Source organism: Pseudomonas sp. OV546 (assembly GCF_900116845.1).
Taxonomy (GTDB): Bacteria; Pseudomonadota; Gammaproteobacteria; order Pseudomonadales; family Pseudomonadaceae; genus Aquipseudomonas; species Aquipseudomonas petroselini.
On the sequence record NZ_FPCE01000002.1, the window covers coordinates 159889 to 184181 of the forward strand.

Here is a 24293-nt window from a genome sequence, read left to right on the forward strand (position 1 = left end):
GGTCGCGAAGCGGCCCCAGCTCTTTGTTTCAAAAGACTGGGACTGCTGCGCAGTCCAGCGGGAGCAAGCTCCCTCGCCACGGGTTACTTTTCGCTCTTGCTGCTTCTTAACTGACTGGCATTAGGACAAGCCCCCTCCCACAGTTGCGATCAGTGTTCGATCACTTCCCCGCGCATCACCGCCAGCCGCGCAATCAGGCGATTCTGTACCGGCACTGCAATCCCCTCGCTGTCCATCGCCTTGATCAAGTCTTCCACCAACGCATTGAAATCACTGCGGCTCACGTTCTGGCCCTTGTGGCTCTCGGCCATGCTGTCGCCGGTGTAGGTGCACGGCCCACCCGCCTCCATACAAAATTGTTCGATCAGCTTGTTGCGCAGGCGCTGGATATCAATGCGCCGGAAGCGCTCGACGATGCGTTCATCGCGCGCGATGTTGAGCAACATGCCTTCGACGATACGCGTGATACCCGGCAGGGCGCCGAGGTCGCGATAGAGGCTGTCATCCTTCGGCGGCTGCTGGGCGCAGGCACTGAGCAACAGCGCGAGGAATAGCGGTAACACGCGCATCAGAAACTCCCTTGCACCGACAGGTAGGTGCCATTCTGGTTATCCAGCGTGGCGATTTCGCCAAGGCGTGCGTAGGCCAATACAAACGACACATGCTTGTTGGGGAAATAGCCGACGAACACGTCCGCCCAGTCACTTTCGCCGGCAAACGACAGGTTGTCGGGCTTCTCGCGGTACTCCACGCCCACGGCCCACCGCGGGTTGAGCAGCAGCGCCAGCGAGCCCTCCTTGAGCAGGCTGCGGCTGTCGCGGCGGTCACCGCCAAAGCCAAGCAAGCCGGTCTCATTGGCCCGGCTGTAGCGCAGGCTGCCGTTGACCAGCACGTTGTAACCAAACGCGGCGCCCATGAACAAGCGGCTGGCGGCCAGATAGCCCTCGACGTCACTGTCGCGCTTGGCGCCCACCAGGCTGGGGATATCGAAGTGGGTCTGGTGCTTGTATTCCAGCCCCAGCGAAACCTGGGGCAGCGCGTCGTAGATCACGTCGCCGAACAGCCGTACCTTGAGCCCCAGCACGTCCTGCCCGAGGTTGTCTTCGGGCAGGTTGAGCCTGTGCACCAGTGTGCCGAGGTCGAAGCGCTGGCGGGCGAAAGACAGCTCGACACGGTTGTCATAGGCCAGCGCCAGACCGGCCACGTCCAAGCGATAATCCGGAAGGTTGACCGTGGTGGCGAATGCCGTGGCGCCCCACTCGTGCTGTTCGCCATACCCGGCCAGCACGGCCCACGGTGTGATACCACCCCCCGCCGCGCCTTCAATGCTGCTGGCGCCGCCGGTCGCGATCAGCCGGCCATTATCGGCCAGCGCCGTTTGTAGGGTCAGCGCGCAAAGGCAACCCATCAGAAAAGAAACACGCACCGTCATGCCACTCAATGAACCAGGGAAGTTTGCGCACTGAGGGGCAAGGCCACCCAGGCTTCGAAGGCGTCGGCACTCAAGGGCCGGCTGATCAGGTAACCCTGTGCCGTGTCGCACTGCCAGCGCTCCAGCAGGCGCAGGCTGTGGGCGTATTCAACGCCTTCGGCGACGACTTTGAGGCCCAGGTTGTGACTCATCTCGATGGTGGAGCGCACGATCACCGCGTCTTCGCTGGTTTCATCGAGGTTGCGCACAAAAGACTGGTCAATCTTCAACTCTTGCACCGGCAGGCGCTTGAGGTGCGCCAATGACGAATAGCCGGTGCCGAAGTCATCCACCGACAGGCCAATGCCGCAGTCGCGCAGCAGGTTGAGCACCTTGAGGGCTTTTTCCGGCTCGCGCATCACCGCGCTTTCGGTGATTTCGAACAGCAGTTGTTCCGCCGGCAAACCATAGCGACGCAGCAATGCCGAGACCCGATGGGCCAGTTCATCGCCAAGCAGGTCGTCCGCCGAGATGTTCAGCGACAACTGCAGAGACAGGCCGCGCCCGTTCCACTCGCACAACTGGCGGATGCCCTCCTCGATCACCCACTGAGTCAGCAACGTGATGCTGCCCGAGCGCTCGGCCAAGGGGATGAATTCCGCCGGCGAGACCATGCCGAATTGCGGGTGCTGCCAGCGCAACAGCGCTTCAGCCTGGCGCACATGGCCTTGGCGGATGTCCAGCTTGGGTTGGTAGTGCAACAGCAGTTGGCCCAGGTTGGGGGCGTGGCGCAGGTCGCGGATCAGGGTGATCTGGCGGCGGTGCACCAGGTCGCGCCCCTGCTCGTAGACCTGCAAGCGGCCGGGCATTTGTGCGGCGTCCTTCATGGCAATCGCCGCCCGCTCCAGCAAAGTAATGGGGTTTGCGCCGTCGGCCGGGTACGCCGCGATGCCCAGGCGGCAGTCCAACGCCAGATCATGGCCATTGATGCGCTGGGGACGCAGCAACAGTTGTTGCAGTTTGTCGGCCATGCCCACGGCTTCGTCGCTGCCCGCGCCTTCGAGCAGCAGCAGGAATTCATCGGCGATCAGGTGCGCCAGGGTATCGCCGGGGCGCAACGCCGCTTGCAGGCGCTGGCTCACCGTCAAGAGTAATTGGTCTACGGCTTGCGGCCCGATGGCTTCGCTGGCGACGCGCAGGTTGTCGATACCCAGGTAGATCAACGCCATCGGCCGCTGCAGCGCAATTGCACTGCCCAGGCGCTCCATGGCCAGCGCACGGTTCGGCAGGCCGGTGAGGCGATCATGCAGGGCGTTATGCGCCAGCTGTTGTTCGCGCTCGGCAATGCCACTCTGCATGGCGTTGACCGCAAGGGCCAGGCGCCCCAGTTCATCACTGCGCGCCAGCACGACCGGGGTCTGGTAGTCGCCACTGCCGATACGCTCGGCCGCCAGCGCCAGCGCCTGCACCGGGCGCGATACCGTGCGGGCCAGCAGCAACGCACCGATCAGCGAAGCGATCAGCGCGACCAGGGCAATGCCGAGGATCTTTTCATCCAGCGGTCCAAACGCCTGCATCGCCGCGTCCAGCGGGCTTTGCAGCAGGGCCAGGACTTTACCGTTTTCATCACTGGCCAGGACCAGCGACTGGTTGAGGAAACGGTGCTCAAGGTGATCGGTGGTGGACACGCCACGGCGCGTCGAATCGCCCTGCATCAGCGCGCTGATGCTCGCGCGCAGTACCTGCGGCTGGGTGCTGACCAGCTCGCCAGGACGGCCACGATCAATCGCCAGGAATGAGACTTCCAGGTTGCTCAACGAACGCAACTCATCGGCGAACGCACCGTCCATGCTGAACCCCATCACCACCCGTGCAATCGGCAACGGTGCCAACACCGAAGCCTCCACCAACAGGTGCGGTTCGCCTTGCAACGGCACGATCAGCGTCGCCTGGCGATTGCGCCGAGCTTCCCGCAGGGCCTGGTCGTAGCGAAAGGTCGAGCCTTCGGGGACTTCCTCCACGGTGCTGGCCAGGACGTTGCCGTCCATGCCCAGCAGGATCATGTCATTGGCGTTGATACGCTTACCGTGGTTGAGCAGCACCGAACGCATCGTCGCTGAATCGCCACTGGCGACAGCGTCGCGAAAGCCGAAGTCGGCCGCCAACAACTGCACGCCATCGGCCAGGCGTCGGCCGCGCGCGTCGAGCAAGCGTTCGAACACCCGCGTCCCCACGTCCAACTGCGCCAGGGCCTGACCGTGTACCGCCGAGCGGGTCGCGGCCTTGACGCTGAAATACAACGCGCCGATCACCACCAGCGACAGCAGGATCAGCACACTGGCGACCCGCGCCTGGAAACTATTGCGCAGTTTCATGGGCGGCTCGATTGAAGGCATCGCCAAAGGCGCTGGGTGCCGGCGGCAAGTCCGCAGGCGCAGGTTCCAGGCTCAACACAACGCGGTGGCTGAGGCCGGCCGCGGGGATGTGCAAGGTGCCGCCATCCAGCGGCTGCATACCCGCCAGTTGCGGATGCCATAGGGTGAGGTGGTAGTCGCCGGCCGGCAGTTGTTCCAGGTGCACCCGGCCCTGGGCATTGCTGACGCCGAAGCGAGGGTCGTCGGTCACGTAGATATAGCCCAGCATCCAGTCATGAATGTTGCAGCCCAGCACCACCACACCGGGTTTATCGAACAGCAGTGGGTCGGTAGGCGTGCCTTCGTAAAGACGCAGCTCAAAGCGCTTGGCAGCGGAGAACGAATAGACCTGATGACGAATATTGTCACTATTGGGGAAGCGCACCTGCGTGCCGGTATGCACCGCAAGCACATGGGGCGCGAAGCGTTGACCGCGCTGGTCCATATCGGCCTTGAGCACACCCTGCGGTGCATCGGCCGGGCCTCGGAGGGTCACCACGGCATCGGCGACCGGGCGGCCGTCGGCCTGGTAAGCCGCCACCTCGAGCGTCGCCGCCGACGCGGGGCCGGCCGCGGCCAGCAACAGCGCCGCACGGGATAACAGGTGGAAAATCCGAGCCATGGTCGATCCGCAGAAAATGGGCTAAAAGAGCGGCCAGCCTTGGCACAGAAGCGTTGCACTGCAGGCATGATGACGCAAATAAGGCTAATTGCCATCACTCAGCTTACAGGAACACATGACCGCAGGTCGGCGAAAACCTATGCAATCGGTCAAGCTCTGTAGAGGTTATCGACCCTGCTCTAAAAATCTGTAGTCGACGGGAATGACTATTTAGATGGGCGCCCGCTCGCGGCGCATCCAACGCTCGAACGCCATCGCGTTCAATGGCCGACTGATGAGGTAGCCCTGTGCGGTGTCGCAATTCCATAGCTTGAGCAGCTTGAGGCTGGGCTCGAACTCCACACCTTCGGCCACCACCTTGAGCCCCAGGTTGTGGCTCATTTCGATGGTCGAGCGCACGATCACTCCGTCGCCACTGGTGCTGTTGAGGTTGCGCACGAAGGACTGGTCGATTTTCAACTCTTGCACCGGCAAACGCTGCAATTGCGCGAGCGACGAATAGCCGGTGCCGAAGTCATCCACCGACAGGCTGATGCCACAGCCGCGCAGTTGCTCCAACACGCTGAGCGCCTGTTGCGGGTTGTGCATGATCGCACTTTCGGTGATCTCGAAGATCAGTTGCTCGGCCCCCACCTGGTACTGCATCAACAAGGCAGTGACGCGGATAGCCAGCTCATCATCGGCCAGATCATCCACCGAAATATTCACCGAGAGCTGGATCAGCATGCCGCGCTGCGCCCACTCGGCGATCTGGCGGATGGCTTCTTCAATCACCCACAGGGTCAGGCTGCTCATGCTGCCGGTGCGTTCGGCCAGGGGGATGAATTCGTCCGGGGACACCTGGCCCAGGGCCGGATGCTGCCAGCGCAACAAGGCTTCGGCCTGGCGCACATGCCCGTGCTTGAGGTCGAGCTTGGGCTGGTAGCACAGGAACAACTCACCCTCGATGACCGCACGCCGCAGGTCACGGATAAGCGTGATCTGGCGCTGATGGGCCAAGTCGCGGTCCTGCTGGTAGATTTGCAAATGCCCCGGCAGGCTCGAGGCGTCATGCCGGGCGATGGCGGCGCGGCTGATCAACTCTTCCACGTGCTGGCCATCGGCTGGGTAGGCGGCGATGCCGATGCTCACTTCGTGGCGCAGCTCGTCGTTGCCGATACGCTGGGGTTCGGTGAGCAGTGCGTAGAGGCGGTCGGCACGGGCCACGGCGCGGTCGACCTCGGTGTTTTCCAGCAACAGCAGGAACTCGCTGCCGGCAATACGTGCCGCCGTGTCACTGGCCAACAGGCTCATGGACAGGCAGCGGCTGGCTTCGCGCAGCATTTCTTCCACGCCCTGGGGGCCGAAACCTTCGTTGATCACCCGGTAGTTTTCGATCCCTAGGTACAGCAACACCACCGGCCGACGCGCACTGATCGCGCTGCCCAGTCGCTCCATGGCCAGCGCGCGATTGGGCAGGCCGGTGAGCGGGTCGTGCAGCGCGTTGTGCGCCAATTGCCGCTCGCGCGTGGCGATGCCGCTTTGCATGGCATTGAAGGCACGGGCCAACAGCCCGAACTCATCGTGGCTGCGCACCCGCACCGGCGTGCGATAGTCACCGGCGCCAATCCGCCCGGCCGCCTGCACCAGGGCATTGAGCGGGCGCGACACCCGTCGCGCCAAAAACAACGCCCCGGCCAACGACACCAGCAGCACCGCGAGGGCGATTCCAAGGAACTGCCGGTCCAGCGGCGCGAAGGACTCCAAGGCATGGTCGAGCGGGCTTTGCAGCAACACGCGCACTTCGTTGCCATCGCCGGTGTTGGCCAGCGGCAACACTTGGCTGAGCACGCGCCGGCCATAAAACAGGTGGATCTTCGGTTCAGGGCTGATGTGCCCCTCGCGCAGCAGGCTAAGGGTGGTGGCGTGGTAAGCGTCCGGCTGCGTACTGAACAGCGCTCCGGGCTTGCCGTTTTGCACGCTGAGGAACGACACCTCCAGGTTGCTCATGGAGCGCAGTTCGTTAGCGAACAGTGTGTCCATGGGAAAGCCCATGACGATGCGGGCGACGGGCAGTGGGTCGAGCACTTCATCCTGCACCAGCAAATAAGGCCGGCTATCCATCGCCACAATCAGCATCTGCAGCCCCGTGCGCCGCGCGTGGCGCAGGGCGTCGTCATAGGGGAAAAACTGCCCACGCGTGAGGATCGGCAAGGTGCTGACCATGACCTTGCCGTCCAGGCCCAATACAAACACTTCGCTGGAGCGGATACCGGTGCCGTGGCGACGCAGGGCGGCGAGAATCGGCACGGTCTTGCCTTCGGCCACAGCCCGTTTGAAGGGGAGATCGGCGGTCAGCCAGTCCAGGCCGTTTTGCAGGCGATGCCCACGCAGGTCGAGCAGGCGCTCGAACACTTGGCTGCCGGTTTTCAATTGGACTCGCGCCTGGTTTTCCACGGCGCGGGAGGTCGCGGTCTTTACGGCAAAGTAGGTAGCGGCAACGACGACCAGCAGCAATAGCGCGAGCACCCCCGCGATACGGGTTTGGAACGTGTGGCGCCACCTCATTGCAGTGCCCTCTGGCAGCGTTCGCCTCTCTCTGCCACGGCGTCCCTTTGTCATGTGCGTCCCTTGCGACCGCTGACCTGGCGTCAAAAAAACATCTATTTTGTTTGAGTGTTGGGTGTGAGGAGATTAGCTGGGAGTTGGGGTAAGTGCACCCAATAAAACCGGGGATATTAGTGCCGGTTTATTGGCGACAGAGGGTTGGCTGATTTTTGGGGGGGGTTGAGACTCACTTCTGGAAGATCCCAAAAGTAAGCACCTGATACATGGAGATCAAACTGTGGGAGGGGGCTTGCCCCCGATAGCAGTGGGGCAGTTGCAGATGTATTAGCTGACACACCGCAATCGGGAGCAAGCCCCCTCCCACATTTAACCGAGATCGACAGTAAGAACCCGGCAGGACGCCGGGTTAGCCGTTACCGCAGCAACGGATAGGTACCCGGTCAACCACCCCGAGCCCGCATAAAATCCCCCCACCGCCGCACCAAATAATTATGCTCATCCATCACCGAATTCCACACCGCAATATGCCCCATCCGCTGCTCATAAGACCCGCCATCACGCATTTCACCGATATCAATCAACGGCAACCCATCACTCCCCAGCAATTCCTCCCGCGCCGGCTTACCCGCATACCAGTAATCCCACTCCGCACTGCTCAGGTGATCACGACTGCGCGCCGGGTTGCCGATGTAATACCCCTGCCGCGCCATCACCGCCCCGGGCCACCCGGACAGCCACCAATTCAGATACGCATACGCCGCATCCAGCACCGGCCCCTTGGCATGCCGCGACAACGACACGCCACCAAACCACGCCCGATACCCTTCGCTCGGCACCGCCAGGCGGTATTTCACCCCAGCGCGATGCAGGCGCATCAAGGTCGGTGACCACAGGCTCTGGATATCGATACTCGGGCTGAGCATCAGTTGCGCGGCCTCTTCATCATCGGACCAGAACGCCGCGAAGTGTCCTTCTTTCTGTTTGCGCACGAGGATGTCGGCAAGCACGTCGATCTCTTCGATGCTCATATTGCCGATGTCCTTGAACGTCGCCAGCCCTGCGCCCTGCACCGCCAGCGCGGCATCCAGGGCGCCGATGGCGGCGTCGCTTTGCAAGGCCGTACGCGCACGCCACGCGGGGTCGAGGAGCCAGCCCCAGCTTTCGTTGCCGTGGCAAAAACCTTCGGGCAGCCGCTCGGGGCGGTAGGCGAAGCTGTCGGCGTTGTGGGTCAGCGGCAGCATGCTGATGCGCTCGGTGACAGTGCTGCCGAGGCTGCCGTCGTGCTGCACGAACAGGCGCTCACTCGGCACACTGCCGCTGCCCAGGCGGTCATTGGGGGATAGGCGCCCGCGCTTGGGCAGGTCATTGATCTCGTGCCACAGCGCAATGCGCCGGGTGTCGATGGGCTGGATCGCCCGGGCCGGCCACACGAAGTCGACGTTGTGAAACCATTGGTCGTACAGGTCATAGCTCTCGGGCTGCATCACCGCGATACGCTGGGCCTGTTCGACGTCATGCACCTGGTACACCAGGCGAATGCCCAGTTCCTGTTCGGCGCGTACACGCAGGCATTCGAGCAAGGTGACGGAGGTGCCGAGGACGCGAAGGGTGATCATGCCGCGAACCGCCGCGAGAACGCCTCGAACGAGCGCCGCAGCAGCGCGGGGTCGAGGCCGCGCAGGATAAACACCAGCCGCGATTGGCGGTCACTGCCCGGCCACGCAGGCAAATGGACCGGCGCATGCAGGCAATGCTGCACGCCATGAATGACGATGGGGGCGTTACTGGCGTTCACGTTGAGCAGCCCTTTGACACGGAGGATTCGTTCGCCGTGGCATCTTAACAGCATCGACAACCAGACCCCGAACCCCACCCAATCCAGCGGCTGGTCGAAGGTCAGGCTGCACACTTGTGCACTACCGTGGATAGCTGTGGTGGTCCGATGCAGCTGCCAGCGACTGACTTCCACCGCCGGTTCGGCGCTGCGCAGGCCCTCACCCAGCAACAGTTGATCGCCGCTGTGGATGTCGTGGGTATTCAGGATCGGCGTACCCGCATTCAGCGCCTGCAAGTGCGCGCGCAGTGCCGCGCATTCGCCCGCAAGATCGGTCTTGCTCAGCAGCAAGCGGTCCGCCGCGGCCACCTGGGCCAGCCATTCCGGGTGCAGGCGTTCTTGCAGGGTGGCGTGGCTGGCGTCGACCAGGGTGATCACCAGGCCGATATGGAAACGCCCGCGCAGTTGCACATCGTTGTTCAAGGTGGCGAGGATCGGCGCCGGGTCGGCCAAGCCAGTGGTCTCCAGGATCACCCGTTTAAAGGCCGGGATTTCACCGCGCTCGCGGCGCTGCAACAGGCCGAGCAGCGCGTCTTTCAACTCGCCACGGATCGAGCAGCACACGCAGCCGCTGGGCAGCAGTACAGTGTCCGGCGCCACTTCTTCCACCAGCAGGTGGTCGATGCCGACATCGCCGAATTCATTGATCAGCAGCGCGGTGTCGCCCAGGCTTTCGCCCTGCAGCAGGCGCTTGAGCAAGGTGGTCTTGCCGCTGCCGAGGAAGCCGGTGATGACGTTAAGGGCAATGCTCATAGTCGTTTCCAAACCGTCCATTGTGGCGAGGGAGCTTGCTCCCGTTGGGCTGCGCAGCAGCCCCCAGAAAACCGGAGCAAGCTCCCTCGCCACAGAGGGCGGTTCAGCGTTCAAGATGGTCGAGCAGTTTCGGATCGAGAGGATCCAACGGGCGGCCGAGCAGGGTTTCGGCGGCCTGCCAGAGTTGATCCAGGCCATGGGCGAGTGCCTGTTTACCGGTGGCGCCCAACAGCAGGTAGGACGCGCCCTGGAAGTCTTCGACCTTGAGCCGGAACACCGCCAGCACTTGGTTGATCGCCGCAATCCGGCGCAGGCGTTCGCGGCGTCGGGGCAGTTCGTCGCCCAGGGGGTCGCTCCAGTGCAGGTCTTCGCCGAGCAATCCGCAGAGTCCGCACATCGCTACACCTCCGTCATGGCATGACGTCGCCGGAGTTCGGGCCCAGGGTCTGGCCGACAAACAGGTTGCCCCCCGGCTCGCTGGCCAGCAGCACTGCAACCGGTGCCACTTCGTCCGCCAAGCCAAAGCGGCCCAGGGGCAGCTCCTTGGCCTTGGCGCGCTTCCAGTCTTCGCTGATGCCACCCACCAACGGCGTCTCGATCGGGCCGGGGGCGATGGCGTTGACCAGCACGTTGTCCTTGGCCACTTCCAGGGCCAGGGACTTGGTAAAGCCGATCACACCGGCCTTGGCGGCGGCGTAGTGCGTCAGTTCGGCGCCGCCCTTGATCCCCAGTTGCGAGGCCACGTTGATGATCCGCCCCCAGCGCTGCGCGAGCATGTGCGGCAAGGCGCGCTGGCTGGCGACGAAGACGCTGGTGAGGTCGACGCGCAGCATGTCGTTCCACATGTCGATGGACAGGTCGACGCAGCGCGCCTGGGTGAGCATGCCCGCGTTGTTGACCAGGATATCGATACCGCCGAACTGTTCGACGCAACGGTCGACACTGGCCTGGGCGCCTTCGACGCTGCCCACGTCGGCCAGGCATTCAAACACCTCGGCGCCGAGGTTGCGGCAGGTGATCGCGGTTTCGGCGAGGCTGGCGGCGTTGCGGTCGGCCAGCACCAGGCGCGCGCCTTCAGCGGCGTAGGCACGGGCGATGGCGGCACCGATGCCGCTGCCGGCGCCGGTGATGACGGCGCGGCGATGGGTGAGTTGGGGCATATCAATTCTCCAGAGACAAACACAATTCCAATGTGGGAGGGGGCTTGCCCCCGATGGCGGTGTGTCAGTTAGGGCACCTGTGACTGACACACTGTCATCGTGGGCAAGCCCCCTCCCACATTTGGATCGGGTACATCAGTCAGGCCAGCGCACGGTCAGCCCACCGTCGATAACGATGCTCTGCCCGGTCAAATAGCTCGACGCCTCACTGGTCAAGAACTGCACCAGCGATGCCACTTCATCCGCCCGCCCTACCCGGCCCAACGGAATCGCCCGCGCCGCCTTCGCCAAGCCTTCCGGCCCCAGCGAATTCTTCGCATCCAGCGACTGCGGCGTCTCGATCAACCCGGGGATCACCGCATTGCAACGGATACCCAGCGGTGCCAATTCCACCGCCAGCGACCGGCACAAACCCGGCACACCGGCCTTGGCCGCCGCGTAGTGGCTGTGTTCCTGCCAACCGTACACGCCACCGGCAATCGATGAAATCGCCACCAACGCGCCGCCCGCATGCATATGCCGGGTCGCCGCGCGGAAGGTGCGCATCACCCCCGTGAGGTCGACATTGAGCATCTCGTCCCACAGCGCGTCGGTCATCTCCAGCAACGGTGCGCGACGCAGCAAACCCGCGTTGGCCACGGCGTAATCCAGTCGCCCAAAATGCTGTATGGCTTGCTCGGCCAGCGCATCCACCGAGGCGGTATTGCCCACGTCCAACGGCAGCATCAGGCATTCGCCGCCGGCGGCTTCCACCAGGCTGACGGTGGTCTGCGGGTCATGGGGATCAGCCGGGTAATACCCGCCCACCACCGCCACGCGGTTGCGGGCATAGGCCACGGCGAGGGCTTGGCCGATGCCGCTGGCGGCGCCGGTAATCAAGGCAACTTTACGACTCATCGATCACTCCTTACTGAACGGTTTCCGGACGCACATGGCGTGCGGCAAACATCAGCGCGCCGGACAAAAAGCACGGCAGTGCGCCGAACCACAGCGCGGCGGTCTGCCAGTCGCTGCCGGCGGACAACACTTGGGTGGCACCAAAGCCTGCGACCACCGCCCCAATCGGGCCCATGGCATGGATGATGGCGCCGCCCGTGGCGCGGATGCTGGTGGGAAAACTTTCGCTGATAAAGAACAACGCCGCCGAGTACGGCCCGATCAGGAAGAACAGGCCCAGGCTGTACAGCCCGACCACCATCGGCATATTGCTCGGGCCAAACAGCATCCCGGCGAACGCCAGGCCGCCGAGCATCCAGCCCAGGCCGATCACGTTGCGGCGGCCGATCTTGTCGCCCATCCAGCCGTGGCTGAGGTAACCGCAGTAGCCCACCAGGTTCGACAGCACGAGGATGATCAGCGAATTTTCGAACGAGATGTGATGCACGCTGACGATCACCGAAGTCCCCAGCACGCTGAACACCTGGATCGCCGCCCAGTTGAGCAACAGTGCCGCGCCGATCACCAACGTGGCGCGGCGCGCCGGGCCACGGAAGGCCGCCTTGAGGCCGGCCTTGCTGTGTTCGTCGTAGTCCACGCCGTAGGTCACCGCGACGTTCTGCGCTTCCTTCACCGCACCGCTTTTACGCAGCTGGCTGATGCGCTGGTGGATCTGGAACTGCGGGCTCTCTTTGAGCTTGCGCGCCATGATCGCGATGACCACGGCCGGGATCGAGGCGAAGATGAAGCACCCCTGCCAGCCGATGATCGGCAGCAACAGCGCGGTCAACCCGGCGGCGATCAACGCACCGACCGGCCAGCCGCCCTGCACCAGGCTGTAGATAAAGCCACGGCGCTTGGTCAAGCGCGGGTCTTCCGAGGCGCCATACAGCTCGCTCAGGTAGGTGGCGTTAACGGTTTCCTCGGCATAGCCCAGGCCACCCAACGACCGGATCAGAATCAGCGGCGACTTGCCCCACGCGCCACCGATCGCGGTCAGCGCCGAACACAGCGCAGAACCGGCCACGGTGAAGATAATGCCTTTGCGCCGTCCCAACTTATCGACGACGGGGCCAATGGCAAAGGCGACCACCGCCGTGCCCACCGCCACCCAGGTCGCGATTTCAGCTTGCTCCACTTCACCCCAGCCAAAGTGCCGGCCGATTTCCGGCAGCAAGGTGCCGAAGAGGATGAAGTCATACACCGCAAACACCCAGGCGAAAAACGCGATCCAGGTGGCGAAACGCACCTCCTTGGAAGTCAGTTGCCGGGGTTTCCAGCCAGTCAGGTCAAGCTTGTTGTAGATGGACATGGGTCGCGCCTCAGGGGTGGGGGGCAAAGGTTCAGGTACGCGGTTGACGGCGGATAAAGTCGTCGGCGATTTCGTCGAACGTGACAAAGCGCACGCCGGCATGGCTCTGGATGTGTTCGATCAGGCGCTCCAGCATCAGCAGCACTTGCGGGCGGCCGGACACATCGGGGTGGATGGTCATGGTGAACACCGCGTGTTCGTGTTCGCGGTAGACCCAGTCGAACTGGTCGCGCCACATTTCTTCGAGGTGACGCGGGTTGACGAAGCCGTGGCTGTTGGGGGCTTTCTTGATGAACATCATTGGCGGCAGGTCGTCGAGGTACCAGTTGGCCGGGATCTCCACCAGGTCGGTTTCTTCGCCGCGCACCAAGGGTTTCATCCAGGTGTCGGGGTGCTGGCTGTAGTCGATCTTGGTCCAGCTGTCGCCCTTGCGCACGTAGTAGGGGTGGAAGTCGTTGTGCATCAGGCTGTGGTCGTACTTGATGCCTTTTTTCAGCAGCAGCTCGTTGGTGACCTTGCTGAATTCCCACCACGGCGCGACATAGCCGGTGGGGCGTTTGCCGGTGACTTGGGTAATCAGTTCGATGGATTTATCGAGGACGATTTCTTCCTGCTCGGCGGTCATCGCGATGGGGTTTTCATGGCTGTAGCCATGCACGCCGATTTCATGACCGGCATCGGCCACGGCCTTCATCTGCTCGGGGAAGGTTTCCATCGAGTGGCCGGGGATAAACCACGTGGTACGCAGGCCGTAGCGTTCGAACAATTTGAGCAGGCGCGGCGCACCGATCTCACCGGCGAACAGGCCACGGGAAATGTCGTCGGGCGAATCTTCGCCGCCGTAGGAACCGAGCCAGCCGGCGACGGCGTCAACGTCGACGCCAAATGCACAGAGGATGTCTTTAGCCATGGTGTGTCTCCTTAAACGTTAAGTACGGTTTCGACGGACAACGCCGCGCGCAGCAGGCGTGCGTCTTCTCCCGTCGGGGCGCTGAGCAGCAGCCCGGTGGGCAGGCCCTGGGCATCGCGGCCGCTGGGCAGGTTTACGCCAGGCATGTCGAGCAAACTGCCGGGCATGGTCAGGCGCAGGGTGGCGAGGTTGGTGCTGACAAACAGGTCGTCGTCGGCCTCAAGGGGCGCCAACGCCGGTGCAACGTGGGCAACGGTGGGGGTGATGAGGATGGCGCCGTCGAGGTCTTCAACCAAGTGTTGTTGCAGGCGGCGGCGTGCTTCGGTCAGGTGGATAAGCTGGCTGGCCGGCAGTGAACGCGCGGCTTCGAGGCGGCGACGCACGCGGGGGTCGAGTTGTTCGGCGTCGGGGCTGTCGAGCAACGCTTCGTGCAGGGCGAAGGCTTCAAAGGCGCCGAGCCAGCCGTGGTGTTTGATCAGGTCCAGGGTCGCCTGGAAGGTCGGGCATTCGAGTTCTTCGATCAACGCACCCTGGGCCTTGAGTTGCTCCACGGCGCGCAACAGGTTGTTGCGCACAGCGGGTTCGACGTCCTGTTGCGCCAGCACAAAGCGCTGGCCCTTGAGGCTGCGGGCGCTGTGGGTTTGGCTACGACCGTGCAGCAGATCGTCGATGGCCAGCGCATCGCGCACGCTGCGGGTCAGCGGGCCGAGGCTGTCAAGGGTATGGGCCAGGGGGAAGACACCGTCGCGGCTATAGCGTCGGCTGCTGCTGCGGTAACCCACCAGGCCGTTGAACGCCGACGGGATACGGATGGAACCGGCCGTGTCGGTGCCCATGGCGATCGGCACAATTGCGGCGGCGACGGCCACTGCCGAGCCGGACGACGAGCCACCGGGAATGCGCGGTTGGTCGGTGCCATGAGGGTTGTGCGGCGTGCCGAAATGCGGGTTCAGCCCCAGGCCGGAATAGGCCAGTTCGCTGAGGTTGGTCTTGCCGACACTGACCATCCCGGCGCGGCACAGCAGGCCGACGATGGGGGCATCAAGCAACGCGGCGGACGCGTTTCGACGGTAGGCGGCGCCCGCCGTGGTGATACTGCCGGCCACATCGAACAGGTCCTTCCAGGCCAGCGGCACGCCATCGAACATGCTCAATGGCTGGCCGGCGCGCCAACGGGCGGCAGAGGCCTCGGCTTCACGGCGGGCACGTTCGGCAGTCAGGCTGATAAAAACGGCCGGCGCTTGGCTGGCCTTTTCGAGTGCCTGTTCGAGGGCTTGCACCGGGTCGCTGCGACCGCTGGCAAAATCCTCGGCCATTGAAGTGGCGTCTGACATCAGGATGACCCTCACAAAACGTACATATTAATAAAATGTACATTTTACAAAGGCAGCTTTCGTGCCAGTCTTCGTCAGGCCGTAGGGGCGCGATGCGTGAATTTTGCCCAGAGCTACGGGATAGATGGTTTTAAACGGTGGAATAAAATCTTGCCAGGGCGTGGGAAAGCGCCTTCAATGAAATAATGTATCTTTTATTAATAAGTACATTTTGGTGCAGAAAAGTAACAGTCCCACCTTTCGGGCCCCAAAAAAGTGCCACCGACGTGGCGCAGAGTGACAGGCGCAAGGTATGAGAGAATCCCCGGCCACCGTCCTACAGCCTCTAGAGAAAGCGATGAAAGCAGTGTCCGCCTCGGCCTCCCGTTACGCGATGATTCACCAGGTGTTGCGTGACGCGATCGTCAACGGTACCGCGCGTCACGGCCTGGTGTTGCTGGAAGCGCCGCTGGCCGAATTGTTCGGCACCAGTCGCGTACCGGTGCGCAAGGCGCTGGACCTGCTGCATGACGAAGGCCTGATCTGCCGCTTCAACGGCCGGGGTTACCTGATCAACCCCGAAGGCTTGGCCATGGAGCCGCTGCGCTTGCCCTTGAGCCATGCGCATCTGGGGCTTAACGGAGAAGATGAGCTGGTGGACACGCGGCCGCTGGGCGAGCGCATCGTTGAGGAAATCGGCGCGGCGCTGTCCACCTGCATTGCCTTCGGCCACTACCGACTCGACGAGCAAGCTGCTGCCGACCACTATGGCGTCAGCCGCGCGGTAGTGCGCGAAGCGCTGATGCGCCTGCGCGATCGTGGCCTGGTCGAAAAGGAGCCCTACTCCCAATGGCTGGCGGGGCCTTTGACGGCGCGGGAAGTCACCGAAGATTACGAACTGCGTGCCTGCCTGGAGCCTGAAGCCCTGCGCCAGAGCGCGCCCCACCTCGACCGCGAGCTGCTTGAAGCGATGTTGCAGCGCGTGCTGGAAGCGCAAGACAGCCCCCAATGCAGCCTGGAAGCCATTGAGCAGATTGAAGAGGACTTGCACCAACGCTGCCTGGCCGGCCTGCAAAACCGCAAGATCGCCGCCCTGATCCGCCAGGGCCAGAGCCCGATGATCATCAGCCGGATTTTCTACCGTTTGCTGGGGATCGGCGCCGATCCCGCCATGCTGGCCGAACATCGTTTGATTCTGGAGTTGCTGCTGCACGGCGCGTTTGATGCAGCGGCGCTGAACCTGCGTGAGCATTTACAGCGGGCACGGCAACGTATGTTGCAGCGTTTGAAGGTGCTCTCAGTGTTACCGGAGCAGCCCTTGCCCGCCTACCTGCACAAAATCAGCTGACGCCACGCGATAAAAAATGTGGGAGGGGGCTTGCTCCCGATGGCGGTGTGCCAGACATCAATTTTTATCTGAATAACCGCTATCGGGAGCAAGCCCCCTCCCACACTGAGCGAGTCTCTCCCGTTATTTCATGCAATTTGTTGCTAACTCCACCCCCCCATTGAAACCACCACTGCCCCGCCCCATCTAAGCACCATACTTCCTTATGCAGGTGCCCCATGAGCGACCAGCAAGATTTCCCTGATTACGACCTCAACGACTACGCCGACCCCGAAAACGCTGAAACCCCTTCGTCCAACACCGGCCTGGCCCTGCCTGGGCAAAACCTGCCGGACAAGGTCTATATCATCCCGATCCACAACCGGCCCTTCTTTCCGGCGCAAGTGCTGCCGGTGATCGTCAATGAAGAGCCGTGGGCCGAGACCCTGGAGCTGGTAAGCAAATCCGACCACCACTCCCTGGCCCTGTTCTTCATGGACACCCCGCCGGAAGATCCGCGCCACTTCGACACCTCCAGCCTGCCGCTGTACGGCACCCTGGTGAAGGTGCACCACGCCAGCCGCGAGAACGGCAAGCTGCAGTTCGTGGCCCAGGGCCTGACCCGCGTGCGCATCAAGACTTGGCTCAAGCACCACCGCCCGCCGTACCTGGTGGAAGTCGAATACCCGCACCAGCCGAGCGAGCCGACCGACGAGGTCAAGGCCTACGGCATGGCGCTGATCAATGCGATCAAGGAACTGCTGCCGCTCAACCCGCTGTACAGCGAAGAGCTGAAGAACTACCTCAACCGCTTCAGCCCCAACGACCCGTCGCCGCTGACCGACTTCGCCGCCGCGCTGACCTCGGCCACCGGTAACGAGTTGCAGGAAGTGCTGGACTGCGTGCCCATGCTCAAGCGCATGGAAAAAGTCCTGCCGATGCTGCGCAAAGAGGTGGAAGTGGCGCGCCTGCAAAAAGAACTCTCCGCCGAGGTGAACCGCAAGATCGGCGAGCACCAGCGCGAGTTCTTCCTCAAGGAACAGCTCAAGGTCATCCAGCAAGAGCTGGGCTTGACCAAGGACGACCGCAGCGCGGATGTCGAACAGTTCGAGCAACGCCTGGAAGGCAAAGTGCTGCCGGCCCAGGCGAAAAAACGTATTGATGAAGAACTGAACAAACTGTCGATCCTCGAAACCGGTTCGCCGGAATACGCGGTGACGCGCAACTACCTCGACTGGGCCACCGCGGTGCCGTGGGGCGTGTACGGCGAGGACAAACTTGACCTCAAACACGCGCGCAAGGTGCTGGATAAACACCACGCGGGGCTGGATGACATCAAGAGTCGCATCCTCGAATTCCTCGCGGTGGGCGCTTATAAAGGCGAAGTCGCCGGTTCCATCGTGCTGCTGGTGGGCCCGCCGGGCGTGGGCAAGACCAGCGTCGGCAAATCCATCGCCGAATCCCTGGGGCGGCCGTTCTACCGGTTCAGTGTGGGTGGCATGCGCGACGAGGCCGAGATCAAGGGCCATCGCCGCACCTACATCGGCGCGCTGCCGGGCAAGCTGGTGCAGGCGCTCAAGGATGTGGAAGTGATGAACCCAGTGATCATGCTCGACGAGATCGACAAGATGGGCCAGAGCTTCCAGGGCGACCCGGCGTCGGCGTTGCTGGAGACCCTCGACCCGGAGCAGAACGTCGAATTCCTCGATCATTACCTGGACCTGCGCCTGGACCTGTCCAAGGTGCTGTTCGTGTGCACCGCCAACACCCTGGACTCCATCCCCGGCCCGCTGCTCGACCGTATGGAAGTGATTCGCCTGTCGGGCTACATCACCGAAGAAAAAGTTGCCATCGCCAAGCGTCACCTGTGGCCGAAACAGCTGGAAAAAGCCGGCGTGTCTAAAAACAGCCTGAGCATCAGCGACGGCGCCCTGCGCGCATTGATCGACGGCTACGCCCGCGAAGCCGGGGTGCGCCAGTTGGAGAAACAGCTGGGCAAACTGGTGCGCAAGGCCGTGGTCAAGCTGCTGGATGAGCCGGACTCGGTGATCAAGATCGGCAACAAGGACCTGGAAAGCTCGCTGGGCATGCCGGTGTTCCGCAATGAGCAAGTGCTGTCCGGCACCGGTGTGATCACCGGCCTGGCCTGGACGAGTATGGGCGGCGCGACGTTGCCGATCGAGGCGACGCGCATCCATACGCTCAATCGCGGCTTCAAGCTCACCGGGCAGTTGGGTGAAGTGATGAAAGAATCCGCCGAAATCGCCTACAGCTACATTAGCTCCAACTTGAAGTCGTTTGGTGGTGATCCGAAGTTCTTCGACGAAGCCTTCGTGCACTTGCACGTGCCGGAAGGTGCCACGCCCAAAGATGGCCCGAGTGCGGGGGTGACCATGGCCAGTGCGCTGTTGTCCCTGGCGCGTAACCAGCCGCCGAAAAAAGGCGTGGCCATGACCGGCGAGCTGACGTTGACCGGGCATGTACTGCCGATTGGCGGGGTGCGCGAAAAGGTGATTGCGGCGCGGCGCCAGAAGATTCATGAGCTGATTCTGCCGGAGCCGAATCGCGGTAGCTTCGAGGAGTTGCCGGAATACCTGAAGGAAGGCATGACCGTGCACTTTGCCAAGCGCTTTGCGGACGTGGCGAAGGTGCTGTTCTAATCACCAGGTAGTGCCCGGCCCTGTAGTGAGCGGGCTTGCCCCGCGCTGGGTGGCGAAGCCGCCCTGAACCAGACACCGCGTTCTGCCTGAAAGAATGCGGTGTGCTTAACAGGGGCGGCTTCGCCACCCAGCGCGGGGCAAGCCCGCTCACTACACCTTGCCTCATCTTCAGTTATGCTCGCCCTTCGTCGTGAATCAACGGAGCCCCCATGACCGCAGCCCGCCTGCTTCTCCCCTTGAGCCTTGCCCTGCTGGCCGCCTGCGCCAGTGCCCCCAAGCAAAACGTCAGCGTGGACAACCAAAGCGCCTGCCCGCTTCAGCTTAAAACCGGGCAAAACCTGATCCTAACCCTGCCCAGCAACCCCACCACCGGTTACCGCTGGGCCATCCAGGACTCCGCCGGCGGTGTGCTGCGTGCGTTGAGCCCCGAGGTCTATAGCAGCACGGAATCCGGCGTGATCGGAGGCGGCGGCCAGTCCACCTGGCGCTTCCAGGCCTTCGCGGCCGGCCAGGGCCGTTTGCGCCTGACCTCCCAGCAACCCTGGGAACCGGAAGCCGAACCCGTCGAAACCTTTGACTGCGCCGTCACGGTGAACTGATATGCCATGGCTGATTCTTGCGCTGATGGGCGCCGGCACCTTTATCTACGGCTTGACCACCCATGCGGCGTTGCTGTGCCTGCTGGTCAAGCCGCTGCCGGTACTGGCGCTGCTGGGCTGGCTGCATGATGCACCGCCCACCGACTATCGACGCTGGATCAGCCTGGGGCTGATTTTCTCCCTGGTCGGCGATGTGCTGCTCGCCTGGCCGGGCGACCTGTTTATCTTTGGCCTCGGTGCGTTCCTGTTTGCGCACCTGGCCTATCTGAAAGCCTATTACAGCGACTGTCGGCGTTTGGCACTGCTGCCGTTGGTGCTCGCGCTGGCCGTGGGCGCGGTGCTGCTGAGCATTTTGATTTCCCACGGGCTTGGCGATTTGCTGATCCCCGTCGTGGTGTACGCGCTGGTGATCAGCGCCATGCTCTGGCGCGCACTGGCGCGATTGGGCAGTGATGTGCCGAAACGCTCGGCACTGCTGGCGGCGGCGGGTGCGGGGTCGTTTGTGTTTTCCGACACGCTGATCGGTATCAATCGGTTTGTGGTGGCGTTCGAGGCGGCGCCGTATTTGCTGATCGTCACTTACTGGCTGGGACAGTGGGGCATCACTGCATCAGCATTTATCCGGAAGCAGCGCTGACCTTAATAGTTTGGGGCTGCTGCGCAGCCCAGCGCGGGGCAAGCCCGCTCACCACAGCAAGCCTGCTCACCACAGCAAGCCCGCTCACCACAGCAGGCCCGCCCACCACAGTAAGCCTGCTGACCACAAATCAGACAACGCGCGCATCCGAGGGCCAACTTGGCTAAAATGCCGGCCTTTCCCCCTTCGTCGCCGGAACAACCGTGAGCAAAGAACCCGATCGCCTATTCGCCCAGCCCCTGCCCCAGGTGCCGGACTTCGCCTTCAACGAAGACGTGGTGCGGGTGTTCCCGGACATGATCAAGCGCTCAGTGCCGGGTTACCCGACCATCGTCGAGAACCTCGGTGTGCTCGCGGCGCAGTTTGCCCAGCCCCATAGCGTGCTGTATGACCTGGGCTCGTCGCTCGGCGCGGTGACCCAGGCCTTGCGTCGCCATGTGCGCACCGACGGTTGTCGGGTGATTGCGGTGGATAACTCGGCGGCGATGGTCGAGCGCTGCCGCGAATACCTCAATGGCCAGGACTCGATGTTCCAGGAGTTGCTGCCGGTCGAGGTGATCGAGGGCGATATCCTCGCGCTGCAATTTGCGCCGGCCTCGGTGGTGGCGCTGAATTTCACCCTGCAGTTCATTGCCCCCGATGAACGCCTGGCCTTGCTCTCGCGCATCCGCCAGTCGCTGTTGCCGGGCGGCGCGTTGATTCTTTCGGAGAAGCTGCGTTTCAACGATCCTGAAGAACACGCGCTGCTCACCGACCTGCACATCGCGTTCAAACGCGCCAACGGCTACAGCGAACTGGAAATCGCCCAGAAGCGCAGCGCCATCGAAAACGTCATGAAGCCCGACAGCCTCGAAGAACACCGTGAACGCCTGCTGGCGGCGGGGTTCTCAAAAGTCGTGCCGTGGTTCCAGTGTCTTAACTTTGCCTCGTTGATTGCCTTGCCATGATTGATCTGTCCCCCCTCGCCCGCCATTTGGTCGGCACTCCCCTGGCCGTGTGGGCCCAAGGCCTGCAAGCACAACTCGATAGCAAGATGGAAAAGGGTCATGGCGACCTGGACCGTTGGCAGAGTGCGTTGGATGCACTGCCGAACATCCAACCCAGCGAAGTCGATTTGCTCAACGACCTGGCGCTGGACACCGACTGCGACGACGCTACCCGCGCGCAAATGCGCACGGCACTGATGGGGCTGTGCCCGTGGCGCAAGGGGCCGTTCCACCTGTTCGGCGTCCATGTGGACACCGAATGGCGCTCGGATTGGAAATGGTCACGGGTCGCGCCGCACCTGGACCTCAAAGGCAAACGCATCCTGGATGTAGGTTGCGGCAACGGCTATTACATGTGGCGCATGCTCGGCGCCGGTGCCGACAGTGTGATTGGCGTGGACCCGAATTGGCTGTTCTTCTGCCAGTTCCAGGCGGTGCAGCGCTACCTGTCCGAGCCCAAGGCTTGGCACCTGCCGTTCCCATTTGAAGATTTGCCGGCGAACCTGGAAGGCTTTGACACGGTATTTTCGATGGGTGTTTTCTACCACCGCCGTTCGCCGATCGAGCATTTGCTGGCGCTGAAGGACACCCTGGTCAAGGGCGGCGAGCTGGTGCTGGAAACATTGGTGGTCGAGGGCGATCAGCAGCAAGTGCTGGTGCCGGAAGATCGCTACGCACAGATGCGTAACGTGTGGTTCCTGCCTTCGGTGCCGGCGTTGATGCTGTGGCTACGCCGTGCCGGGTTCAGTGACGTGCGTTGCGTGGATGTGAGCGTGACCACCGTGGAGGAACAGCGCGGCACGGAGTGGATGAAGTATCAGTCGTTAAGTGACTTCCTCGATCCGGAGGATCACAGCAAGACCCTTGAAGGGCTGCCGGCGCCGATGCGGGCGGTGATCATCGCCAAGAAATAACCCCCCGATCCCCCTTGAATAAAGGGAGATCACAATGTGGGAGGGGGCTTGCTCCCCCTACATTGGCTATACGGTGTTGGCTAGGCCTGAGGCTTGGCGCGTCTGGCCCTGAAGAACTCACTCAGCACCGTCCCACACTCCTCCGCCAACACCCCACCTTCAAACACCACCCGATGATTCAAAAAGCCCTGGGTAAAAAACTGCCCCTGGCTCTGCACAATCCCGGCCTTAGGCTCCAGCGCGCCGTACACCACCCGCGCAATCCGTGAGTGCACGATCAAACCGGCGCACATGCTGCACGGTTCCAACGTCACATACAGCGTACTGCCCACCAGGCGGTAGTTGCTGATGGCTTGCGCAGCGGCGCGGATAGCGACCATTTCGGCATGGGCGCTGGGGTCGTTGCCGCTGATCGGGCAGTTGAAGCCACGGCCGATGATTTCACCGTCCTGCACCAGTACCGCGCCCACGGGCACTTCACCCAACGCGGCACCTTGGGCGGCGAGCACCAGGGCCTCGCGCATGAAGTCCTGGTCGCGACTGCGGTCGATGATCGCCGTAGGGCGAAACTGGCGCATCACGCCACCTCGATGGCGGCCATCAGGCCGGTTTCCATGTGGTCGATCACATGGCAGTGGAACATCCACACCCCTGGGTTATCCGCCACCAACGCCACGCGTGCGCGTTCGTTCTTGCCCAGCAGGTAAGTGTCGGTGAAGTACGGGATCACCTTGTGGCGGTTCGAAGCGATCACCTTGAAACTCATGCCGTGCAGGTGGATCGGGTGCTGGTACTGGGTCATGTTTTTCAATTCGAAGATGTAGCTCTTGCCCTTCTCAAGCCTGGCAATCGGGCGGTCGGCGCAGGTCTTGTCGGTGATGTCCCAGGCCTTGCCGTTGATCTGCCACAGGCTCGGCGGCTTGCCGTCATCCACCGACACCGAACCCACCCACTCGAAATTGAAGTTGAGTTTCTCGGCATTGGCCAGGTCCGGCTCGCTGATCGGGTTGGCGGGCAATGCCGGTGGCCAGTCGGTCGGCGCGTCGGTATTGACCACCGAACGGAAGGTGCCCAGGCGCACCGGGCCGTTGCGGATCGACAGCTCTTCGCCGGCCGGCGGTGCCTTGATCGCCAGGCAGATACGCATGCCCGGGCCCAGCCAATATTCCTTGCCCAACGGGCGAGGTTCGATGGGGTTGCCATCCAGCGCATAGATCTGCGCTTCAACGTCCGGGATGTTGAGGCGATAGGTCAAGGTGTTGTCGAGGTTGAGCAGACGCACGCGCGTAATCTGCCCGGCGGGGAGATCGATCACCGCCTGGGACACGCCATTGATCGTCGACAAGCGCCCGGCGGTGCCGCCACGCGCCGCTTCACGGGGAACGCTGAACGCCACGAAAGCGCCCTCTTCGTCCACATGCCAGCTTTTCAGGCTGAGGGTGCGCTCGTGCTTGAAACCGGTAGGTTCGCGCTCCTCGATGATCAGCGGGCCGACCAGGCCGCGGCCAAGTTCTTCGCTGCTGTTCACATGCGGGTGATACCAGTAGCTGCCGGCGTCGGGCACGCGGAATTTGTAGTCGAAGTATTCGCCGGGCAGCACCGGCAATTGCGAGACGTAGGGCACGCCGTCCATTTCCAGCGGCAGGCGGATGCCATGCCAGTGAATGGTGGTGGCGACCGGCAGGTGGTTGATAAACCGTACGCGCAGCCATTCGCCCTGGCGCACGCGCAATTCGGTGCCCGGCGCCGACGGGCCGAACGCCCAGGCTTCGGTCTTGTGCCCCGGCACCAGTTCCACATTCAGCGGTGCCGCAATCAGTTCGTAATCGTGTCCCGCCTCGGCCTCGGCGACTTTCCCCAGCCAGTAGCGATAGGCGCCACCGGCCCCCACCCCCACTACGGCCAGGCCTGCAAGACCACCCAGGATTTGTCGACGAGAAAAGGATCGGGACACAACA

Annotated in this window: 21 protein-coding genes; 6 read left to right on the top strand and 15 right to left on the bottom strand. The window is 62.9% G+C overall.

Going from position 1 to position 24293, the window contains the following annotated elements; genetic code table 11:
• Window positions 1–149 precede the first annotated feature (149 nt).
• The 13 genes from BM403_RS05900 to BM403_RS05960 form a co-directional block, all read right to left on the bottom strand.
• Complete coding sequence (locus BM403_RS05900) at window positions 150–569, bottom strand: group I truncated hemoglobin (RefSeq protein WP_046034410.1); 420 nt, start codon at window positions 567–569, stop codon at window positions 150–152.
• Window positions 569–1432, bottom strand: a complete 864-nt coding sequence (locus BM403_RS05905; RefSeq protein ID WP_043204846.1) for a DUF3034 family protein — start codon at window positions 1430–1432, stop codon at window positions 569–571. Before BM403_RS05905 ends, BM403_RS05900 begins: the two co-directional genes overlap by 1 nt.
• Window positions 1433–1437: 5 nt before the next feature.
• Window positions 1438–3786 (bottom strand): putative bifunctional diguanylate cyclase/phosphodiesterase, encoded by a 2349-nt coding sequence (locus BM403_RS05910; RefSeq protein ID WP_093542050.1) that lies wholly within the window; start codon window positions 3784–3786, stop codon window positions 1438–1440.
• Window positions 3770–4447 carry a methylamine utilization protein gene (locus BM403_RS05915; RefSeq protein WP_012722421.1) on the bottom strand — a complete coding sequence of 226 codons (678 nt, stop codon included), beginning with the start codon at window positions 4445–4447 and terminating at the stop codon, window positions 3770–3772. Before BM403_RS05915 ends, BM403_RS05910 begins: the two co-directional genes overlap by 17 nt.
• Before the next feature lie 210 nt (window positions 4448–4657).
• Window positions 4658–6994, bottom strand: a complete 2337-nt coding sequence (locus BM403_RS05920; protein WP_012722420.1) for a putative bifunctional diguanylate cyclase/phosphodiesterase — start codon at window positions 6992–6994, stop codon at window positions 4658–4660.
• Between the two features lie 440 nt (window positions 6995–7434).
• Window positions 7435–8610, bottom strand: a complete 1176-nt coding sequence (locus BM403_RS05925; RefSeq protein WP_012722419.1) for an ABC transporter substrate-binding protein — start codon at window positions 8608–8610, stop codon at window positions 7435–7437.
• Window positions 8607–9581, bottom strand: coding sequence for a CobW family GTP-binding protein (locus BM403_RS05930; RefSeq protein ID WP_093542052.1), 975 nt, complete (start codon window positions 9579–9581; stop codon window positions 8607–8609). Before BM403_RS05930 ends, BM403_RS05925 begins: the two co-directional genes overlap by 4 nt.
• A gap of 103 nt (window positions 9582–9684) precedes the next feature.
• Entirely contained in the window at window positions 9685–9978 is a 294-nt protein-coding gene (locus tag BM403_RS05935; RefSeq protein ID WP_093542055.1) for a hypothetical protein, read from the bottom strand.
• Window positions 9979–9991: 13 nt separating this feature from the next.
• On the bottom strand, window positions 9992–10741 hold the full coding sequence (locus tag BM403_RS05940; RefSeq protein ID WP_093542057.1) for an SDR family NAD(P)-dependent oxidoreductase: 750 nt from the start codon (window positions 10739–10741) through the stop codon (window positions 9992–9994).
• A gap of 135 nt (window positions 10742–10876) precedes the next feature.
• Complete coding sequence (locus tag BM403_RS05945; protein WP_012722415.1) at window positions 10877–11638, bottom strand: SDR family NAD(P)-dependent oxidoreductase; 762 nt, start codon at window positions 11636–11638, stop codon at window positions 10877–10879.
• 10 nt (window positions 11639–11648) lie between these two features.
• On the bottom strand, window positions 11649–12989 hold the full coding sequence (locus tag BM403_RS05950) for an MFS transporter (protein WP_012722414.1): 1341 nt from the start codon (window positions 12987–12989) through the stop codon (window positions 11649–11651).
• 31 nt (window positions 12990–13020) lie between these two features.
• Window positions 13021–13899: a polysaccharide deacetylase family protein gene (locus tag BM403_RS05955; protein WP_003234086.1), complete on the bottom strand. Its 879-nt coding sequence runs from the start codon at window positions 13897–13899 to the stop codon at window positions 13021–13023.
• Window positions 13900–13910: 11 nt separating this feature from the next.
• Complete coding sequence (locus BM403_RS05960) at window positions 13911–15233, bottom strand: amidase (RefSeq protein ID WP_093542059.1); 1323 nt, start codon at window positions 15231–15233, stop codon at window positions 13911–13913.
• 337 nt (window positions 15234–15570) lie between these two features.
• Here BM403_RS05960 and BM403_RS05965 point away from each other — a divergent pair, with 337 nt between their 5' ends.
• The 6 genes from BM403_RS05965 to cmoB all read left to right on the top strand — a co-directional run bounded on the left by BM403_RS05965 (window position 15571) and on the right by cmoB (window position 22335).
• Window positions 15571–16560 carry a GntR family transcriptional regulator gene (locus BM403_RS05965; RefSeq protein ID WP_012722412.1) on the top strand — a complete coding sequence of 330 codons (990 nt, stop codon included), beginning with the start codon at window positions 15571–15573 and terminating at the stop codon, window positions 16558–16560.
• Between the two features lie 218 nt (window positions 16561–16778).
• On the top strand, window positions 16779–19199 hold the full coding sequence (gene lon, locus BM403_RS05970; protein WP_012722411.1) for an endopeptidase La: 2421 nt from the start codon (window positions 16779–16781) through the stop codon (window positions 19197–19199).
• 209 nt (window positions 19200–19408) lie between these two features.
• A complete protein-coding gene (locus BM403_RS05975; protein WP_012722410.1) occupies window positions 19409–19798 on the top strand; it encodes a protease inhibitor I42 family protein in 390 nt (129 codons plus the stop codon).
• A 1-nt stretch (window position 19799) separates the two neighbouring features.
• Window positions 19800–20435: a lysoplasmalogenase gene (locus tag BM403_RS05980; protein WP_093542061.1), complete on the top strand. Its 636-nt coding sequence runs from the start codon at window positions 19800–19802 to the stop codon at window positions 20433–20435.
• 203 nt (window positions 20436–20638) lie between these two features.
• Complete coding sequence (gene cmoA, locus BM403_RS05985; protein WP_046034397.1) at window positions 20639–21382, top strand: carboxy-S-adenosyl-L-methionine synthase CmoA; 744 nt, start codon at window positions 20639–20641, stop codon at window positions 21380–21382.
• Window positions 21379–22335 (top strand): tRNA 5-methoxyuridine(34)/uridine 5-oxyacetic acid(34) synthase CmoB, encoded by a 957-nt coding sequence (gene cmoB, locus BM403_RS05990; RefSeq protein ID WP_012722407.1) that lies wholly within the window; start codon window positions 21379–21381, stop codon window positions 22333–22335. The genes cmoA and cmoB overlap by 4 nt, the downstream gene beginning before the upstream one ends.
• A gap of 80 nt (window positions 22336–22415) precedes the next feature.
• On the opposite strand, the gene tadA is transcribed toward cmoB, so the two are convergent.
• Both tadA and BM403_RS06000 read right to left on the bottom strand, forming a co-directional pair.
• Window positions 22416–22913: a tRNA adenosine(34) deaminase TadA gene (tadA, locus tag BM403_RS05995; RefSeq protein WP_046034395.1), complete on the bottom strand. Its 498-nt coding sequence runs from the start codon at window positions 22911–22913 to the stop codon at window positions 22416–22418.
• Entirely contained in the window at window positions 22913–24289 is a 1377-nt protein-coding gene (locus tag BM403_RS06000; protein ID WP_139237943.1) for a multicopper oxidase family protein, read from the bottom strand. The genes tadA and BM403_RS06000 overlap by 1 nt, the downstream gene beginning before the upstream one ends.
• Window positions 24290–24293: the final 4 nt, after the last annotated feature.

Excerpts from the sequence above, each read along its gene's own strand:
- tadA (WP_046034395.1), bottom strand. The coding sequence starts at position 22,913 with ATGCGCCAGTTTCGCCCTACGGCGATCATCGACCGCAGTCGCGACCAG.
- BM403_RS05925 (WP_012722419.1), bottom strand. The coding sequence starts at position 8,610 with ATGATCACCCTTCGCGTCCTCGGCACCTCCGTCACCTTGCTCGAATGC.
- BM403_RS05900 (WP_046034410.1), bottom strand. The coding sequence starts at position 569 with ATGCGCGTGTTACCGCTATTCCTCGCGCTGTTGCTCAGTGCCTGCGCC.
- BM403_RS05955 (WP_003234086.1), bottom strand. The coding sequence starts at position 13,899 with ATGGCTAAAGACATCCTCTGTGCATTTGGCGTCGACGTTGACGCCGTC.
- BM403_RS05935 (WP_093542055.1), bottom strand. The coding sequence starts at position 9,978 with ATGTGCGGACTCTGCGGATTGCTCGGCGAAGACCTGCACTGGAGCGAC.
- cmoB (WP_012722407.1), top strand. The coding sequence starts at position 21,379 with ATGATTGATCTGTCCCCCCTCGCCCGCCATTTGGTCGGCACTCCCCTG.
- BM403_RS05905 (WP_043204846.1), bottom strand. The coding sequence starts at position 1,432 with ATGACGGTGCGTGTTTCTTTTCTGATGGGTTGCCTTTGCGCGCTGACC.
- BM403_RS05950 (WP_012722414.1), bottom strand. The coding sequence starts at position 12,989 with ATGTCCATCTACAACAAGCTTGACCTGACTGGCTGGAAACCCCGGCAA.
- lon (WP_012722411.1), top strand. The coding sequence starts at position 16,779 with ATGAGCGACCAGCAAGATTTCCCTGATTACGACCTCAACGACTACGCC.
- BM403_RS05975 (WP_012722410.1), top strand. The coding sequence starts at position 19,409 with ATGACCGCAGCCCGCCTGCTTCTCCCCTTGAGCCTTGCCCTGCTGGCC.
- BM403_RS05940 (WP_093542057.1), bottom strand. The coding sequence starts at position 10,741 with ATGCCCCAACTCACCCATCGCCGCGCCGTCATCACCGGCGCCGGCAGC.
- BM403_RS05960 (WP_093542059.1), bottom strand. The coding sequence starts at position 15,233 with ATGTCAGACGCCACTTCAATGGCCGAGGATTTTGCCAGCGGTCGCAGC.
- BM403_RS05930 (WP_093542052.1), bottom strand. The coding sequence starts at position 9,581 with ATGAGCATTGCCCTTAACGTCATCACCGGCTTCCTCGGCAGCGGCAAG.
- BM403_RS05980 (WP_093542061.1), top strand. The coding sequence starts at position 19,800 with ATGCCATGGCTGATTCTTGCGCTGATGGGCGCCGGCACCTTTATCTAC.
- BM403_RS05920 (WP_012722420.1), bottom strand. The coding sequence starts at position 6,994 with ATGAGGTGGCGCCACACGTTCCAAACCCGTATCGCGGGGGTGCTCGCG.
- BM403_RS05915 (WP_012722421.1), bottom strand. The coding sequence starts at position 4,447 with ATGGCTCGGATTTTCCACCTGTTATCCCGTGCGGCGCTGTTGCTGGCC.
- BM403_RS05910 (WP_093542050.1), bottom strand. The coding sequence starts at position 3,786 with ATGAAACTGCGCAATAGTTTCCAGGCGCGGGTCGCCAGTGTGCTGATC.
- BM403_RS05965 (WP_012722412.1), top strand. The coding sequence starts at position 15,571 with ATGAAAGCAGTGTCCGCCTCGGCCTCCCGTTACGCGATGATTCACCAG.
- BM403_RS05945 (WP_012722415.1), bottom strand. The coding sequence starts at position 11,638 with ATGAGTCGTAAAGTTGCCTTGATTACCGGCGCCGCCAGCGGCATCGGC.